The sequence below is a fragment of the Chryseobacterium sp. UF-81 genome (assembly GCF_058245105.1).
This window is the reverse complement of record NZ_JBSIBX010000011.1, coordinates 24,903-42,554: the sequence shown is the minus strand read 5'-3', so window position 1 is coordinate 42,554 and position 17,652 is coordinate 24,903. Positions and strand designations below refer to the sequence as shown.

Below are 17,652 nucleotides of genomic sequence, written 5' to 3'. Positions count from 1 at the left end.
CTATTTTGTTTATGGTTTACTGAAATAATTCACTGATCTTTATTATAAAGACCCTCAAAATTCAAAATGGTTGCCTGAACAGTTTAAAATGTTCACTTATCTGCACAAAAAAAAGACTGATCATTACAATCAGTCTTTTTTATTTTATTTCTGTTACAAGTTCTTAGAAAGGATACTCATAAATTTCAGATTCATGTAAGAATGGGTTTCCTGTAGGAATTAACTTTAATTTAGATAAAGCGCTTAATACAGTAAACATAAACAATCCTGCTACGAATAGAACAGCTCCTGCTATTAACAGGAATACTTCAGGATTTTTCCAGTAAGGTCCTACCGTTCCCGGCATTACCATATTGAAATAGTCTAAAAGGTGGCCTAAAATAACCACTACAGCCATTGTTGTTACTACCTTGTAGTTTCTCTTGATGCTACTGCTTACTAATACCAATAAAGGTAATAAGAAGTTGATGATCAGCATTGGTAAGAATGTAGGTCCGTAGTGCTGGAATCTTCCAAAGAAGTAGTTAACCTCTTCCGGAACGTTCGCATACCAGTAAAGCATGAACTGGGCAAACCATGTGTATGTCCAAAGCATACTTGTAGCGAAAAGGAATACTCCTAAATCGTGTAAGTGGTTGTCATTGAACTGAGGTAAGAATCCGTTTTTCTTCAGGTAAACACTTAGAAGGATGATCACAGCGATTCCACTTGAAAGGCAGCTTACCATTGAATACCAGATATACATTGTAGAATACCAGTGAGGGTCAATAGACATCAACCAGTCCCAAGCCCAAGCAGCAGAAGCAAATCCGAAGAATGCAATATATCCTACCGCCCATCTGTAAAGCATCTGATAATCTACCTTAGATTTAGTTTCATCTACTTTCTTAGACTGAGCTTTAAGTTTCCATGCAAAGAAAGAAGCACCAATCACATAGATTAAAGTTCTGATCGCATAGAAAGGAATGTTTAAGAATCTTTTCTTTTCGAACAGGATCACATCGAAATGTGCAGAATTAGGATCTGTTAATTCAGGATCCATCCAGTGAAATAAGTGGCCATTGTGAGTGATATTCAATATCATCATAATAACCAGAATGGCACCGCCATATGGGATATAAGAAGCAATAGCTTCCATTACTCTTGTAATAATAATAGGCCAACCTGCATGTGCAGCATGCTGAATACAGTAAAAAAACAATACAGCACAACTTACTCCAAAGAAAAAGACAGCTACAAAATGCAGCGATGCAAGAGGTTGGTTGTGAACCTGAAGCTCTGCATGCTCTAAATGAGACGCATGATCCTGAGGTCCTACCATTTCACTTGAGTGTGTAGGGGCAGTATGACCGGCAGAATGAACCGCTTCCATCATGTGCTCTATTTTTTCAGTAGTCATTCCTTTATTCATAAAGAAACCGATAGCAAATAGAACTAAACCTACAACAAGAAGGATTATAGAAGTTGATTTTAATTTTGGTGAAAAACTATACATTTCTTTTCTTATTTTTTAGTTGCGGTAGTAGTCTCTGTTGTTGGGGCAGCAGCTGGTGTAGCTGTAGCCGTTGTAGCTGCTGCAGGTGCTGCTGCTCCTTTTTTGAAGGCACTCATCACATACATTGCCACTCTCCATCTGTCACCAGGGTTAAGCTGGCCAGCATAAGATCCCATTGCATTTCTACCGTTAGTTAATACATAATGAACAGATCCTACAGTAATATCTCTGTCAGCATAGTTAGGTACACCAGAGAAAGCTCCGCTTTGTACAATTGGACCCTGCCCATCTCCACCAGTTCCGTGGCATGCTGCACAAGTATGATCAAACAGCATTTTTCCTCTTTCAATATCTTTAGCTGCATTAGCCGGATTAAGAGGTGATGTTGTCATTGTTTTGGAAGCGTCATAACCTGCATTATACTCGTCTGCATTTTTAGGCAGAAGGCTTTCTTCAAAAATCCCGTCTTTATTTTGAGCAACACTTCCTTCTACAGGAGAAAGACCTGTTGCGCCATTATTTTTTACAAATGCAGGGATCTCATTTTCATGATCTGAATAAGCATCCTGAGCTTTCATCAACGGATCATAAGCTACGGGAAAGTACATATCAGGAAAATATACCAATGGTGTATTTTCTTTTGGTCCGCAAGAATTAAGTAAAACCGTTGTTAAACCTAAAACAGCTGTAATTTTTAATACATTCTTTTTCATTTTAAGCATCTTTAACAGTTATTTCTTCAACCCCGGTTTCAATAAGCAACTGTTTTACAGACTCTACGTCATCAGTTACAAATTCCATCATGAATTTATCGTCAGTAGTTCTTGGATCAGGATTCTGAGCCGGAGCTCCCGGATACATTTTGTTTCTAACAAGGAAGGTTAGAGACATCATGTGAGCTGCACAGAATACCATTAATTCAAACATTGGAACTACGAATGCAGGCATGTTGTGTGCCCAGTCAAAAGCAGGTTTACCACCAATATTTTGAGGCCAGTCGTGATTCATCACATACCATGTTACAGTAGCACCGATGGTAACACCGTAAAGAGCGTAGAAGAATGCAGCATCAGAAATTCTGGTTTTCTTTAACCCTAAAGCTTTATCAAGTCCGTGAACCGGGAATGGAGTATAAACTTCGTTTATCGCAATCCCTTTATCGTTGAATGCTTTAACGCCGTTCATCAAATCGTCGTCGTCAGCATAAAGTCCGTATACAATTTTAGTGGTGCTCATCTCCTTCTTTTGCTTTATAAGTTTCACCTGAAATTTTCAGAATCGATTTTAATTCAGCCTGTGCAATTACAGGGAATGTTCTTGCGTATAATAAGAATAATACAGAGAAGAATCCGATTGTTCCTAAATATACACCCACATCAATGATCGTTGGTTTAAACATCGTCCAAGATCCTGGTAAGTAATCTCTTGAAAGGTTGATAACGATGATGTCAAAACGCTCGAACCACATACCGATGTTGATGATCAATGCAACGATGAAGGTCCAGATAATGTTCGTTCTTAGTCTCTTGAACCAGAATGAAGCAGGAATAACAAGGTTACAGATGATTAGTGACCAGAATGCCCACCAGTAAGGTCCTACAGCAGCACCCGGAGAAAGATATGTAAAGTCTTCGAATCTTGATCCTGAGTACCATCCGATGAAATATTCAGTAGCATAAGCCACAGTTACCATACCACCTGTTAAGATAATTACGATGTTCATAATTTCGATATGATACATTGTGATGTATTCTTCAAGGTGACATACTTTTCTGGCAACCAGCAATAAGGTTTGTACCATTGCGAATCCTGAGAAAATCGCACCGGCAACGAAGTAAGGAGGGTAGATTGTAGAGTGCCATCCTTTAATAACCGAAGTTGCGAAGTCAAAAGATACCGTGGTGTGTACGGAGAATACAAGTGGAGTTGCTAAACCTGCTAGGACCAAAGAAAGTTCTTCGAATCTCTGCCAGTGTTTTGCTTTACCACCCCATCCGAATGCCAGGAATGTATAAATTTTTCTTGTCCATGGAGTTTTAGCTCTATCTCTGATCATTGCAAAGTCAGGGATTAGTCCCATGAACCAGAATACAGTTGATACTGAGAAATACGTAGAGATCGCAAATACGTCCCAAAGTAGAGGAGAGTTAAAGTTCCCCCAAAGAGAACCGAACTGGTTAGGTAATGGGAATACCCAATATCCTACCCAAACTCTACCCATGTGGATTACAGGGAAGATTGCTGCCTGTACAACCGCAAAGATCGTCATCGCCTCTGCAGATCTGTTTACAGACATTCTCCAACGCTGTCTAAATAATAATAATACTGCGGAGATTAGGGTCCCGGCGTGACCGATACCTACCCACCATACGAAGTTGGTAATATCCCAACCCCAGTTAATAGTTCTGTTAAGCCCCCATGCTCCAATACCTGTTCCGATAGTGTAGGCGATACAGCCAAATCCGTAGATGAATAGAACTAAGGCTGCATATAGTGAGATCCACCATAGTTTACCTGCTCTTTCTTCGATAGGTCGTGCAATATCTTCTGTGATATCGTGATAAGTTTTGTGACCAATAATTAGAGGTTCCCTTATCGGAGCTTCGTAATGTCCTGACATTTTTTACCTATTTATTATTTAAACTTTATTTTTCTACTCTGTTTCTTACTTTAGTGTGATAGAACACGTTTGGTTTTGTGCCGATCTCTTCAAGTAAATAATATCTTCTGTTGCTGGAGTATAATTCTCTCACTTCAGATTCTTTGTCATTCATGTCTCCAAACGTCATTGCTCCGGTAGAACAAGCAGCAGCACAAGCACAAGAATTTTTGAATTCGTTGTCTGTTACTTTTCTGTTCTCTCTCTTCGCAGCTAAGATTGTAGCTTGAGTTTCCTGGATACACATTGAACATTTCTCCATTACCCCTCTCGTTCTTACTACTACATCCGGGTTAAGTACCATTCTTCCAAGATCGTTATTCATGTTGAAATCGAACTTGTCATTCAGGTTATACGTAAACCAGTTGAAACGTCTTACTTTATAAGGACAGTTGTTAGCACAATATCTTGTACCGATACATCTGTTATAAGCCATATGGTTCTGACCTTGCTTACCGTGTGAAGTAGCCGCTACCGGACATACAGTTTCACAAGGAGCGTGGTTACAGTGCTGACACATTACCGGCTGGAAGATTACATCCGGATTGTCTGCAGGGTGGTTTAGCGCACCTCCGTCTCCGAATGCTGTACCGTACAATTCTGGTACTGCCATTCCTTCTTTCAATCCTTCGTATACTTCTACCTTCTGTCTTGAAGAATAGTAACGGTCAATTCTTAACCAATACATATCTCTGGACATTCTGATTTCTTCTTTACCTACTACAGGAACGTTGTTTTCTGCCTGGCAAGCAATGATACATGCTCCACAACCAGTACAAGAGTTCAGGTCGATAGATAAGTTGAAGTGAGGTCCGTCCGTGTCATCAAAAGCATCCCAAAGGTCAATCTTTCTTGCCGGAAGAGCTCCGCTGATGGTGTGGTATTCCAAAGGCTTATTCCATCCTTTGTGCTCATCATCAAATGCTACGTTTAAGAACTCAGCCAAAGGAACTTCCTTAGCAATTTCGTAACGTCCCATCAATGTATTCTGAAGCTGGATACCTGCAAATTCGTGGTCTTCTCCTGTTTTTTCGATTTTAACTCCTGAAACAACTAAGTTAGAACCGTCAAATAAAGGATAAGCGTTTACTCCTGTATCAGCAGTTGTACCTGAATCTTTCTTACCGTATCCAAGCGCAAGACCTACAGATCCTTCCGCCTGTCCCGGTTGAATGAATACAGGAACGTCTTTTATTGTTACTCCGTTTACAGTAAGGTTTACGATAGAACCGTCCAGCTGCATTCTTGCATTAAGGTCGTTTTCAATCGCAAATTTTTCTGCGTCTTTAGGAGAAATTGTCAAATAGTTATCCCAAGACATTCTTGTGATAGGATCCGGTAATTCCTGAAGCCAAGGGTTGTTAGCCTGAGTACCGTCACCCATTGAAGGCTTGGTGTATAATACCAATTCTAATTCAGAAGCTTTGAAGTTTCCTAGTTCAGCAATAGCCTGGGCTGCATTTCCTCCTGAATAAGATAATGCAGTTGCATTATTTGAAGTCGTGAAACCGTTGTATAAAGCTTTGTTGAATGAAGTAGCTCCCAAGATAGAGGCAGAACTCGCTTTCAGATAGTCATAATAATTATTGGCAGCATTGTTTTTGCCATTCTTCCAAACCAATAGAGATTCTTCAATCTGTCTTGATTTGTAGATTTTCTGGATCGTTGGCTGCATTAATGAATATGCTCCGGTCTGAGGCTCAATATCACCCCAAGACTCAAGCCAGTTAGCTACCGGGATTACAGCTTTCGCTGCTTTATACATTTCATTTTTCTTATCGGCCACCGCTACTACACAAGCAACTTTAGCTAAAGACTTTTTGAAATCTTCTCCTTTTGGATGAGAGTAGATAGGGTCTACATTGTTTGCGATCAATACGCCAACCTGACCTGCGTTTACCCATCCTAAGAATTCCTGGTATCTTGCTTTATCAAATTCTTTCAGGAAGTTAGCTTTACCTGTGAAAGCAACTGATCCTAATTTTTGGTTGATTAAATGTGCTAAAACCTGTGCTCCTTTAGAACCGTCTGCCAAAACAACAGCTTTGCTGCCTTTTGCCTTAAGTTCGTTTGCAATTTCAGTAGCAGTCTTGTCTGAAGTACCACCGCCTACGATTGCATTGTAAACTTCAACTAATGTTTTGTTTACAGCACTTGGCTTTAATCTGTATCTTGAGTCAGCATTGGCACCAGTCAATGACATATTGGATTCCACCTGAATGTGTCTCAACATGTTTGGTCCCGGCTTTCTTGCTGCTGCGTAAGATGTTTCTAAGCTTGAAGCATTATAATCTCCTAAGAAATCCGCCTGGAAAGAAACAACCAATTCTGAACCTTTAAGGTCATAAACCGGTAATGCTCTCTGTCCGAATACTTCCTGAGCTGCATCTAAAGCTGCAGAGTGAGGATAAGCATCATACGTTACAAGTTCAGCAGTAGGATATTTAGCTTTGAACTCAGCAAATAACTTTTTGAAAGTAGGAGAAGGGAAAGAGTGTGACAAAAGCACGATCTTTTTACCTGCTGCATTGGCATCTGCCAGACCCTTAAGGACAAAACTGTCTACTTTATCAAAAGTTTCGTCTTTACCGTCCAGTTTAGGTTGCTTTACTTTATCGTTATCATAAAGAGAAAGTACACTTGCCTGAGCTCTTGCGTTAGTTTTTCCTAAATCTCCTGCTGCCGGGTTCGGATCTATTTTGATAGGTCTTCCTTCACGGGTCTTTACTAAAACGCTGGCGAAGTCGAATCCGTCAAAATAAGTTGAAGCGTAATAATTCGGAACCCCCGGAATAATATCGTGTGGTTTTACCACATAAGGAATCGTTTTGATTACCGGAGCTTCACAGGCAGCCAATGTTACGGCTGCTGTAGAGAATCCTAATATTTTTAAGAAATCTCTTCTTGAAGTACTGGATCCGTTCTGTTCAGCATCTCCAAGGAAATCTTCTACCGGAATTTCTTCCTGAAACTCTTTCTGAGCCAGCTTATTGTTCAAAGCCGGATCTTTAAGTTCATGAATACTTCTAAATTGTATTTTGTTTGAAGCCATTTATACTTCTAATTTTTTAGTTATTAATAATGACATTTACCACACTCAAGACCTCCAATTGCATCTACAGTGATCTTACCACCATCCTGAGGATATTGTTTTTTCAACTTGTCATGTAGATTTTTGAAGTATTCTTTATTATAACCGTTGTTCATATCAACCTCAGTAGTTCTGTGGCACTCAATACACCATCCCATAGTGAAGTCATTAGCCATCTGAACAACATTCATTGTATCAATTTTTCCGTGACAAGCTTTACATACAACATCAATTTTGTTGTTTGGATTCTTTTTGTTGAAAGAATTGATGATCGCCTGCTCACCCGCTACTACGTGCTGAGAGTGGTTGAAGTACACGAAGTCTGGCATGTTGTGGATTCTGGTCCATTCAACCGGCTGTGTTTTTCCAGTGTACTGCTGTTTTGCAGGATCCCAGCCTGTTGCTGCATAGATCTTCTGGATCTCACCGTCGTAGAATGCTTTATCTTTTCCTGGTTCCATGTAATGATCTGCGTTATACTCAGAAATTGTTCTGTGACAGTTCATACAAACGTTCATGGAAGGAATTTCAGATACTTTTCCGTATTTGGCGCTGGAGTGACATAACTGACAGTCAATTTTTTGCTCTCCGGCGTGAATTTTGTGAGAGAAGTAGATAGGCTGTTCCGGCTTATATCCTTTGTAAACCCCGATCCACATGATCCAGTTCCAAACTCCATAAGCGGCCAGAAGGGCTAGGATTCCCAATAATGCTTTACCGATGTAATGGTATTTCTCATAGATTTCGCTGAAGGATTTAACTCTTGTTTCGTTAAGTCCAGCTAAGTCTTCAGATTGACCCAATTTCACCAATTGTCTCAGTTTAATTAAGATCCAAACTAATAAAGCTGCTATTGCAATAAGCGAAATAATAACAACACTCGTTGTTGTTTTGTCTGCCGGTGCTGCAGCTGTTGCGTCTGTTGCAGTCGCTTTGTTGTCAGTTTTAGCTGGCTCGGGAGCCGGAGGATTAGTCGTAAACGCTAAAATGTCATCAATATCCTTATCTGTAAGATTTGGAAACTGTAACATTTCAGTCTTATTAAACTTTTCAAAAATCTCGTTGGCGTATTTATCCCCAGAAGCTCTAAGAGCTTTGTTGTCTTTGATCCACTTGTGAAGCCAATCTTTGTCTACACCACCTTCTGTCTTTACTCGTTCTACAACCCCTTTCAAAGGAGGTCCTATTACTTGTTTGTCCAGCGCGTGACATGCAGTACAATTCGCTTTGAAAAGTTTTTCGCCGTTTTTAGGATCGCCGTCTTGCCCGTAAATTGAAGCACTGGTTGATAGCAATAAGCCTATCGCGATCAACGTTTGTTTATAATGCTTTCTCCAACTAATCATTTAAATTATCTTATGTTAGTAAAATATTGAACCAATCAATTCGGCAAAAATAATATTTTTAACAGGAATTTAACGGTATATGGAAAAGGGAAAATATCATTTACGTTTAATTTGTATTGATTCTAAATAGTGTTGTTTGGTATAATTTTTTAATTTTAATAGATTTGCAGAAACAAGTTTAAATGAGAAATTTAATCAAAATATTTTCAATATTATCTTTATTTGGGTTTTATAGTATTGAAGCCCAACAGGTTGTTCAAAAAGATACTCTGGCCGGAACAGAGCTTACTATGACTATGGATTCCAAAATAAGCGCTGCTTTGGGAGGAATTGAAGATAAATGTTCAAGAACTGCAGGCGGTTCTTCGGTAAGGGAAAATAATACGGACAGCGGAATTGTGACAACTCCAAGGCCTCCGAAGATCTATGTGCCGAGCAGAGAACTGACCAATGCAGAAATCTGTCGTAAGAATCCGAGAATTTTAGGATTTAAGATCCAGATCACAACAGTTAAAAGCAACGAAGAAGCCAACGAGGTGAAATCTTATTTCAGAAAAAGATTCCCGAACCTGAAAGTGGAAACAGATGCTTCTTTAAGACCGAATTATAAAATTTTAGCAGGAAGCTATTTTACGAAACAAAGTGCATCTTCGGACCTGTCAAAAATAAGAGAATATTTCAAATCGGCAATTGCTGTACAGTACAGGATTTTCTGTTCTGAAGCAAGATAACAGAGATAAGATAACAAACTAAAGCTGAGAATTTTCTCAGCTTTTTTATTGGTAATAAGCATCTAAAAACTGAAAGAAATCGGACATTCTGAACAGATTATTAATCAGTAGAAAAGCAAATAGGATAACTACGGCCAGCACTAAAAATGATAAAATTTTTGGCTTCGATCTGTACGCGTAGAAAAGCCATCCTAAAAGCAGTGGATAAACAAAAATAAAGTGTCCTGCGTAAATGTAAGAAGTGTGAAGCCCGAACCGCATAATGCAATGAATCAGAATGTCAAACAAGAATGAAATGGCAATAATCTGGACCAGTTTATTTTTAAAATTTTTAAAATAACTCCATACAATAAAAGCTAACAGTATTATGATAAAAGCATAGCAAAAAGACGATGAATAGGGCTCCATCAGAAGACCTTTAAAATGAAATCCTTTCATATTATGCTTATCCGTTGTCATAAAACTGGGAAACAAAATGCTGCCACCAAAAAAATAAGAAAGCATCATGTCCCAATCCGGAATGGATTCCACACTGGAGAATTTTTCATACTGCTGGTTGGTTTTGGAGAAGATATTTTCATATTTAAAATCAATTCTGAATAAGTAAAGAAATACAAAGCAGACTGTGGTAAGTGCAACACGGAAAACCGCGTTTCCAAATTTTTTCCAGCTTCTGAAAATATCCTTTTCAACTAAAACGGGAATAAAAACTTTAAACAGATTGGTAATGGTAATACCTCCAATGGTAATTCCGGCAAGTGTTAAGGCGGATCCGGGTATTTTTTCTTCTTTTCTGAGTTTTACGGCCGCATAATAATTGTAAATACATAGCAACAGCAGGGAATAGGTGAAGTTCTCCGGAGTAAAAGAAAGAATAATACTGGTAGAAAAAAATCCAAAAAACAACACAAGTAATAAGGTGATCTTTAGTGGCAGTCCGATAATATTCTTCAGATACTTAAAAATCTGAACAATGCATAAACTTATGGCTATATTACTCAACCAAGCTAGGGTAAGCCTAAATGTTGCATCCATTTTTCCACCGGAAACAAAAAGGGAAAACTCCCGGACCCAATTGAAAAAATAGTAGGCCAAAGGATGTCTCTCAAAGCTTCCGCCGGACATTACAATCGCTTTGTTGTCGAAACTGAAGTAGGCATCCCAGGGGATTCTAATATCAAAAATGATCCTGTAATGAAGGGCAATATAAGTGCCCAGTATTCCATAACAGAGCAGGAAGAACATGAATACCGCCAATTCGGTGCAGGAAGATGGAAAGACCTGTTTTAACAGGTGGATGAGTTTTGTTTTAATAAAAGACACGTGTCAGTTTTTTGCAAAAATAAAATAAAAAAGCTCACCATGTCCGGTGAGCTTTAAAGATTATGATCATATCATTATTGCTTAATCACTTTCGTTGTAGAGGTACTGCCGTCGGCAAAATTAACTTTGACTAAGTAGGTTCCTTTTGGAAGTGAAGAAATGTCAGTTTTTTCAGAGTCATTCTGAAGAAGGGATTTACCCGTCATATCAAAAACAGTAGTGGATTTGATTTTTTTGCTGGTTCTGATGTTGATTTCTCCATTAGTTGGGTTAGGGTAGATGTCTGCAGCTATTACTTTAACTGTAGTGCTGGCTTCCTGAGTAGATAAGGTACCGTTTGCTAAAACCTGTACATCATCTATTGAAAGGCTGTCTGCATCGTTTGCTACATAGCGGAACCTGAATTTAACATTTGCCTGCCCTATATATGGTGTTAAACTGACAGTAACGGCTAACGTTGCATAATCAACAAAAATTCCATAATTTTCTTCTACCCATACCTGGTTCCATATCGTTCCTCCATCTGTTGATACTTCAACTTTCAGATCTCCATTAGGATAAGGATCAACCATATATTCATATCCTATCTTAGCATTGAACTTCAGAACAGGGCTGGTTGCTCCTACTAAACTGAAAGGAGGGCTCGTTAAATGAGCATCTTGGCTTTGCGCGATCCATCCGATTCCGGCAGATTTTCCACCTGTGATATTGAATGTGGTCTGCCCTGAAGCATTAAATATAACTGTTGTAAATCCCCAAGGTCTTGATGCTACATTTGTGCCTGTTGTCCATCCGGTAGGAGGAAATGTCGTTCCCTGAAAAGTCTCTGTTAGAATTTGTGCATTCCCTAGTATTGAAGAGACTAAGAAAATGAAGAGTAATTTTGTTTTCATTCAATTTAATTTAAAAGTTTTGAGTAAAAGTAATAAAAAAAATGAATGGAATTAATAATATGATGTAAATAATTCAGTGAAAATAGTTAAAGCTTATAATTTATTCGTCAAGAGCTGCAGGAAAGTGTAGAGCATCCTGTGGTGTCATCATAGGCTGCAGGCCTTTTTACAGAAAATTCAGGATACAATTCTTCATAAGGATTCTCCAGGGCATGAGTGAGTTTTCCCAGCATTTCCGTTTTTCCAATATTGATTTCTTCGATGCACTGATAAAGAAGATAATTTCTGAGTGTAAATTTCGGATTGGACTGTCGCATCAGTGATAATGATTCTTCTTTTGAAACAGTGCTGGTTGATAATCTTGCCTCATATTTTTTTATAAAATCTTCTAACTTTTTGATTTTGTCGTCATTCAAAACAGAATAGGAAATATTTTCAAAAAGAGATTTAATATCACTATTGGGATTTAATTTTTCCAGCTGATTAAAAAAGAGCGTATAATCCAAATGAAGTTCCTGCATTAATCCCTGCCAGTTGGTGAAAAATTCTTCATCACTCTCCCGGAGTTCATCGAACCCAAATTTTCTGCATAGCATTTTATCATGAGCCTTCCAGAAATAAGTTCCGTAATGGTTTAATGTATCTTCCAGAAACTTTTCATCTTTAATCAACGGATGAAGGGCATTTGCAAGCTGCCAAAGGTTCCACTGTGAGATCTGGCCCTGTTTTCCAAAGGCATATCTCCTTCCTGGAAGGTCGGTTGTATTCGGGGTAAAGTTCAGATCATATTCATCCATCATCGAATAAGGTCCGTAATCTATGGTCAGGCCTAAAACAGACATATTATCGGTATTCATCACGCCATGAACAAATCCTACCCTGAACCATTCGGTCATAAGATCTGCTGTTCTGATGCATATTTTTTCAAAAAAGTCTTTATATTTCTGAATTCCGTCTGTTGTGATTTCAGGGTAATAATTTTCAATAGCGAAATCTGCCAGGTCCTGCAGGGTGTCATATTCCCTTTGTGCGGAGAGCAGTTCAAAATGCCCGAAACGAAGAAAGCTTTCTGCAGTTCTGATTACAACAGCACCTTTTTCAAGCTGAGGATTTCCGTTATACATCATATCTCTTACTACATCTTCACCGGTAAAAGCGAGGCTTAAAGCTCTGGTTGTAGGAACCCCGAGATGGTACATGGCTTCGCTCATCAGATATTCGCGGACTGAAGACCTCAGCACGGCTCTTCCGTCTGCGTGTCTTGAATATGGTGTTGCCCCGGCGCCTTTCCATTGTATTTCTGTTTTCTTTCCTTCCTTATTGATGATCTCTCCGGCAAGTATGGCTCTTCCGTCTCCAAGCTGCCCTGCCCAGTTCCCAAACTGATGACCGGCATACGCAGTAGCATATGTCTTTACATTTTCGGGAAGATTATTTCCTACGAGAAAGTCCAGGTCTTTTTCTTCATATTTCCCCAGCCCGATTTCTTCGGATAAGGCTTCATTAAAGGTAATCAGTTCCTGTCTGTCAAAACCTGCCGGTTGTACTGTTGCAAATAAAACTTTAGGAGTGTTTCTCTGCATCGGATTGCCGGAGAAGTCTCCTGGAAATATATCGGTAAAAGGCTGTTTGATCTGTTCAATATTCATATATCAAAGATATTAATTATAAAAGAAAAGACCTTCCAGATTATTGAAAGGTCTTGTGTATTTCTAAAAGAGAATTTATTTATTGAAATCTACCTCATCGGTGGAGTGAAGATTGTCGTTAATGTTTTCTTCTTTCTTTTCAGGATTGCTTCTAGGTGTTGGGTCTGCCGGTCTTGGATTTTTGATCTCATCGATGGTCTGAAGCCCACCGTCATCTCCATATCCTTCACCCAGGCCTTTTAAATTCGAACATCCGTCTTTCCAGTCTGATGGTCTGGTAAATTTATCATCAGGACTAATTCCCAGAGATTTGTCTGCCCATACCTTCTTCATGAAAATTGCCCATATTGGTAATGCCATCTTTGCCCCCTGACCTTCACCGGTTCCGAAGAAGTGGGTTGCTCTGTCTTCCCAGCCTACCCAGGCTCCTGTTGCCAGTTTCGGAGTGATTCCCATGAACCAACCGTCAGAGTTGTTCTGTGTAGTACCTGTTTTACCTGCAATTTCCACTGCTTTTGAAATTCCTTTTCTTCCCAGCTCACCTGAAGCGGTACCGAACTGTGTAACCCCTTTCATGAGTTCAATCATGGTGTAGGCATACATTGGGTTCATTACTTCTTTCGGTTCTACATTTACTTCTTTGATCACCCTTCCGTTGGCATCTTCAATTCTCCAGATCATTTCCGGTTTATTGTAGTTTCCGTAGTTGGCGAAAGTACTGTAGGCACCAAGCATTTCATAAATGGTAATGTCTGATGAACCTAAAGCAATGGTATTGTTTCTTGGAATATCTTCTGTCACTCCCAAATCTCTTGCGGTCTGGATAACGGCATCTACACCTGTCATTTCAATAAGACGTGCTGCTACCGGGTTCTGAGAATGTGCCAATGCATCTTTTAAGGTCAGCATTCCGCCTCTTCCCGGTACATTCCATCCGTTATGACTGTAAGAAGCGTTAGAAACCGTTGAACATGGTGTCATGCCAAGCTTCATGATCGCTGTAGCATATACGAAAGGCTTGAATGTAGATCCTACCTGTCTTTTACCCTGCTTGATATGGTCATACTGGAAATGCTGCCAGTCTATACCTCCTACCCATGCTTTGATCTCTCCACTTCCGGGAACCATAGACATTAGACCTGCCTGTGCAATCTGCTTGTGGTATCTGATAGAATCCCAAGGTGACATTTCAACCTCTTCTTCACCAGCCCACGTAAAGCGGGAAGTTTTTATTGGCTTATGGAATTCCATTAAGATAGAATCTTCAGAAACTCCGGCGGCTTTCAGTTGTTTGTAACGACCGGTTCTCTTCATCGCCTGAGTCATTACACTGGTTACCTGCTTATCCGTTAAATAGTAGAACGGTCTGTTTTTTCTGCCTCTCTGTTCAGCATCAAACCTTTTTTGAAGGTCTGTTAAATGCTCTTTGATGGACTCTTCTGCATATTTCTGCATTTTTGAATCAAGAGTTACATATATTTTTAAACCGTCTTTGTACAGATTAAGTTTCTTTCCGGTTTCTTTTTCATAGCCTTCAAGATACTTGTCGATTTCCTTTCTTAAATAGAATTTATAGTAAGCAGAATAGTCATCATTGATGTTTTTGATCGGATGATAATCTACCTCAACAGGTGTATTAATTGCTTTATCATAAGTTGCCTGGTCTATATAGCCCGTTTCAAACATTTGCTGTAAAACAACATCTCTTCTTCGTTTTGCACGTTCAGGATTTCTCATAGGGTTATTAGCGATCGGCGCTTCTAACATGGCTACGAAAACCGCTGCTTCCGGAAGAGTAAGCTGGGCAGTTGTTTTATTGAAATAAATTTTGGAAGCCATTTCAATACCGTTCGCATTGTATGTAAAGTCGAACTTGTTGAAATATAATGTGATAATTTCTTCCTTTGTATATCTTTTTTCCAGGCTTACTGCAACGGACCATTCCTTTAGTTTCTGTATAACCCTTTTGATAGGATTTTTAGATGGCTCTTTAGTAAATAGCAGTTTAGCCAGCTGTTGCGTGATTGTAGAGCCTCCACCTCGGTCGCCTCCATATCTCACCGCTCTCAAAATAGATTTTAAATCAATTCCTGAATGCTCTTTAAAACGCTCATCTTCCTTTGCCTGTAATGCATAGATAAGATAAGGAGGAAGCTGTTTGTAGGTAATTGGCTGTGTTTTTTCTTTTTCAAATTTTCCCAGTAAAATACCGTCCGATGAAATGATTTCAGATGCGACATAGATATCAGGGTTTTCAAGTTCCTTTACATCCGGCATTTCTCCAAGAAATCCCTGGGAAACAGCAAAGAAAAGTCCTGAAATACCTAAAACTACCGCAATGAGTCCAATCCAAATGAATCTAACCCATCTTTTCCAAGAGGTATCTTTCTTTTTTTTGGGAGGAAGAGGGAAGGTTTTTCCCTTGTTTCCTGCATTTTGTCTGTTGTCTTCCATTTATGGTTACGGTTTAGCCGTTTCTACTTTTACTCCAACGTCTTCAATTCCCGGAAGGTTGTCATTTCTCATCGCCTGGATCAGGCTGATTTCATATTTACCTTTTCCCGGAAATTTATAGTTCATTCTATACTGAAATAATGCTTCCTTCGTATCACCAAAACCTGTACCAAGCCATTCTCCGTTTGGTTTTGCCAGTACATAGTTCAGGGTATCTGTTTCCTTCTTTTTGTTCTGGAGATTGGTGAAATTGACAATAAATCTTATATTACTGTAAGGGTAACTGTTGTTATTTCTTACGACAAATATAATATTTTTAGGATTCTGCGGATCTGAAACTTCAAGATTAAATTTTTGCTCACTTTTCTTATTCCATTTGTTGTTAACGGAATTCATTATCACATTCTCTCCTGAGGAGGAATGACAGCTAGAGAAAAGGATAAGAGGTAATAATCCTAAAATTTTACGCATTTTTATCTTTTTTTGGAGGATATTTCTTTTTAAAATTTTTCTTGTTCGGATTCTGCTGTTTTTTTTCAGGGTCGGAAGAAACATCTGTTTTTTCCGTTTGTGCCTTCGGCTGAGGTTTAGGCTGCTGCTTTTGTTGCTGTTGTCTTGGTTGATTCCCGGCATTAGCATTAGGGCTTTCCGGTCTGTCAGGTCTCTCGGATCTTTCAGTCCTTTCCGGTCTGTTTTTCTTTGGTCCCTGGCCTTGTCCCTGCTGTCCTCCCTGGTTTTGCCCGTTGTTTGGTCTGTTCTGGTTTCTGTTCCTGTTGTTGCCTCTGTTCTTCTTTTCGAATCTGTCCATATTGTTTTCCTGGATCAGGTCGATGGTCTGAATTGGGCTGTCAGGCTGCTTAAGTTCTTCTAAAGGAAGAATTTTTTCACCTCTTTTATTTTTAGCGATTAATTTCTTAACAAGGTCAATATCAAAATCATACCATGCCATAGAACTGTCTACATAAGCAAACCACATTTTCTTTTTGAAAACATCTATTTTAATGCAGAATGCTCTTCCTTTTTCAGTATCCAGGGTGGTTGAAGAAGAAGGGAAGTGGCTTAAGGCATCAAGATAGCTGTCCAGTTCATAATTCAGACAGCATTTCAGTTTACCGCATTGTCCTGCAAGCTTTTGAGGATTAATGCTCAGCTGCTGATATCTGGCGACATTTGTATTGACAGATCTGAAATCCGTAAGCCAGGTCGAGCAGCAAAGCTCTCTTCCGCATGATCCTATACCTCCAACTTTTGCAGCTTCCTGTCTGAATCCGATCTGTTTCATATCGATCTTGGTTCTGAAAGCACCGGCGTATTCTTTGATCAACTGTCTGAAATCCACTCGGTTATCAGCGGTATAGTAGAATGTGATCTTGGAAGCATCTCCCTGATATTCCACATCCGTTACCTTCATTTCAAGACCTATTCTATGAGCGATTTTTCTCGCCTCAATCTTTACGCTGTCTTCTTTTTTTCTGGCTTCCTGCCAGACCTCAAGGTCTTTCTGGTTAGCCTGTCTGTATATTTTAAGTATAGATTCTTCAGGAAATTTTTTCTTTTTCATCTGAATCTTTACTAATTCTCCGGTGAGGCTTACAACGCCTACATCGTGTCCGGGACTCGATTCTACTGTTACTACGCTACCTATATGTAAAGGAATATTGTTTACATTTTTATAAAACGATTTTCTGTCATTTTTAAATCTAACTTCCACAAGGTCACACCTGTTCGATGCGGGATTGTTGATGTCAGAAAGCCAGTCGAAAACACTTAATTTATAACTATTACCACAGGTATTTACACTTTCACAGCCATTCGCGGTTTTTTTTGGTCCGCAAGAATGGGCAGAATCGCCGGATGTTTTGCATCCACAACTCATATAACTATTTTTTATAATCTTGCAAATTTATGTAAATTTATCTTTATGCAATTCTAAAATACTTAAATATTCAATATCGCGATTGTTTAACCTTAAACGTGAAAAATATACCTCGCTTCAAAAGCCGATAAGTTA

Annotated in this window: 13 protein-coding genes; 1 reads left to right on the top strand and 12 read right to left on the bottom strand. The window is 39.1% G+C overall.

All coding sequences use genetic code 11. From position 1 onward, the window contains the following. Positions 1-163 precede the first annotated feature (163 nt). The 6 genes from AC4IFE_RS15080 to AC4IFE_RS15055 are packed head-to-tail and all read right to left on the bottom strand — an operon-like array spanning position 164 to position 8,591. Positions 164-1,495, bottom strand: coding sequence for a quinol:cytochrome C oxidoreductase (locus AC4IFE_RS15080; protein ID WP_490757967.1), 1,332 nt, complete (start codon positions 1,493-1,495; stop codon positions 164-166). A gap of 8 nt (positions 1,496-1,503) precedes the next feature. Next, positions 1,504-2,217: a c-type cytochrome gene (locus tag AC4IFE_RS15075; RefSeq protein WP_490757966.1), complete on the bottom strand. Its 714-nt coding sequence runs from the start codon at positions 2,215-2,217 to the stop codon at positions 1,504-1,506. Continuing rightward, complete coding sequence (locus AC4IFE_RS15070) at positions 2,210-2,731, bottom strand: DUF3341 domain-containing protein (protein ID WP_184163928.1); 522 nt, start codon at positions 2,729-2,731, stop codon at positions 2,210-2,212. The genes AC4IFE_RS15075 and AC4IFE_RS15070 overlap by 8 nt, the downstream gene beginning before the upstream one ends. Further along, the gene (gene nrfD / locus AC4IFE_RS15065; RefSeq protein WP_048501388.1) at positions 2,718-4,115 is read right to left on the bottom strand and encodes an NrfD/PsrC family molybdoenzyme membrane anchor subunit; all 1,398 of its coding nucleotides are present in this window, start codon (positions 4,113-4,115) and stop codon (positions 2,718-2,720) included. The genes AC4IFE_RS15070 and nrfD overlap by 14 nt, the downstream gene beginning before the upstream one ends. A 25-nt stretch (positions 4,116-4,140) precedes the next feature. Next, the gene (locus AC4IFE_RS15060) at positions 4,141-7,206 is read right to left on the bottom strand and encodes a TAT-variant-translocated molybdopterin oxidoreductase (protein WP_490757965.1); all 3,066 of its coding nucleotides are present in this window, start codon (positions 7,204-7,206) and stop codon (positions 4,141-4,143) included. 23 nt (positions 7,207-7,229) lie between these two features. After that, a complete protein-coding gene (locus AC4IFE_RS15055; RefSeq protein WP_490757964.1) occupies positions 7,230-8,591 on the bottom strand; it encodes a c-type cytochrome in 1,362 nt (453 codons plus the stop codon). A gap of 182 nt (positions 8,592-8,773) precedes the next feature. On the opposite strand from AC4IFE_RS15055, the gene AC4IFE_RS15050 reads away from it, so the two are divergent. Beyond that, positions 8,774-9,322: an SPOR domain-containing protein gene (locus tag AC4IFE_RS15050; RefSeq protein WP_490757963.1), complete on the top strand. Its 549-nt coding sequence runs from the start codon at positions 8,774-8,776 to the stop codon at positions 9,320-9,322. A 45-nt stretch (positions 9,323-9,367) separates the two neighbouring features. Here AC4IFE_RS15050 and AC4IFE_RS15045 read toward each other — a convergent pair whose 3' ends face one another. The 6 genes from AC4IFE_RS15045 to AC4IFE_RS15020 all read right to left on the bottom strand — a co-directional run bounded on the left by AC4IFE_RS15045 (position 9,368) and on the right by AC4IFE_RS15020 (position 17,517). Beyond that, positions 9,368-10,645: a DUF6080 domain-containing protein gene (locus tag AC4IFE_RS15045; RefSeq protein WP_490757962.1), complete on the bottom strand. Its 1,278-nt coding sequence runs from the start codon at positions 10,643-10,645 to the stop codon at positions 9,368-9,370. A gap of 74 nt (positions 10,646-10,719) precedes the next feature. Then, positions 10,720-11,538 carry a T9SS type A sorting domain-containing protein gene (locus AC4IFE_RS15040; RefSeq protein WP_490757961.1) on the bottom strand — a complete coding sequence of 273 codons (819 nt, stop codon included), beginning with the start codon at positions 11,536-11,538 and terminating at the stop codon, positions 10,720-10,722. Positions 11,539-11,645: 107 nt separating this feature from the next. Continuing rightward, positions 11,646-13,187, bottom strand: a complete 1,542-nt coding sequence (locus AC4IFE_RS15035; RefSeq protein ID WP_490757960.1) for a protein adenylyltransferase SelO — start codon at positions 13,185-13,187, stop codon at positions 11,646-11,648. Positions 13,188-13,262: 75 nt separating this feature from the next. Next, positions 13,263-15,641: a penicillin-binding protein 1A gene (locus tag AC4IFE_RS15030; protein ID WP_490757959.1), complete on the bottom strand. Its 2,379-nt coding sequence runs from the start codon at positions 15,639-15,641 to the stop codon at positions 13,263-13,265. A 6-nt stretch (positions 15,642-15,647) separates the two neighbouring features. Then, the gene (locus AC4IFE_RS15025; RefSeq protein ID WP_490757958.1) at positions 15,648-16,112 is read right to left on the bottom strand and encodes a gliding motility lipoprotein GldH; all 465 of its coding nucleotides are present in this window, start codon (positions 16,110-16,112) and stop codon (positions 15,648-15,650) included. Continuing rightward, positions 16,105-17,517, bottom strand: coding sequence for a PSP1 domain-containing protein (locus AC4IFE_RS15020; protein ID WP_490757957.1), 1,413 nt, complete (start codon positions 17,515-17,517; stop codon positions 16,105-16,107). Before AC4IFE_RS15020 ends, AC4IFE_RS15025 begins: the two co-directional genes overlap by 8 nt. Positions 17,518-17,652 lie beyond the last annotated feature (135 nt).

Bases quoted from the DNA above. Each gene is read 5' to 3' on its own strand.
- AC4IFE_RS15035 (WP_490757960.1), bottom strand. From the start codon at position 13,187: ATGAATATTGAACAGATCAAACAGCCTTTTACCGATATATTTCCAGGA.
- AC4IFE_RS15060 (WP_490757965.1), bottom strand. From the start codon at position 7,206: ATGGCTTCAAACAAAATACAATTTAGAAGTATTCATGAACTTAAAGAT.
- AC4IFE_RS15050 (WP_490757963.1), top strand. From the start codon at position 8,774: ATGAGAAATTTAATCAAAATATTTTCAATATTATCTTTATTTGGGTTT.
- AC4IFE_RS15030 (WP_490757959.1), bottom strand. From the start codon at position 15,641: ATGGAAGACAACAGACAAAATGCAGGAAACAAGGGAAAAACCTTCCCT.
- AC4IFE_RS15075 (WP_490757966.1), bottom strand. From the start codon at position 2,217: ATGCTTAAAATGAAAAAGAATGTATTAAAAATTACAGCTGTTTTAGGT.
- AC4IFE_RS15055 (WP_490757964.1), bottom strand. From the start codon at position 8,591: ATGATTAGTTGGAGAAAGCATTATAAACAAACGTTGATCGCGATAGGC.
- AC4IFE_RS15080 (WP_490757967.1), bottom strand. From the start codon at position 1,495: ATGTATAGTTTTTCACCAAAATTAAAATCAACTTCTATAATCCTTCTT.
- AC4IFE_RS15040 (WP_490757961.1), bottom strand. From the start codon at position 11,538: ATGAAAACAAAATTACTCTTCATTTTCTTAGTCTCTTCAATACTAGGG.
- nrfD (WP_048501388.1), bottom strand. From the start codon at position 4,115: ATGTCAGGACATTACGAAGCTCCGATAAGGGAACCTCTAATTATTGGT.
- AC4IFE_RS15020 (WP_490757957.1), bottom strand. From the start codon at position 17,517: ATGAGTTGTGGATGCAAAACATCCGGCGATTCTGCCCATTCTTGCGGA.
- AC4IFE_RS15070 (WP_184163928.1), bottom strand. From the start codon at position 2,731: ATGAGCACCACTAAAATTGTATACGGACTTTATGCTGACGACGACGAT.
- AC4IFE_RS15025 (WP_490757958.1), bottom strand. From the start codon at position 16,112: ATGCGTAAAATTTTAGGATTATTACCTCTTATCCTTTTCTCTAGCTGT.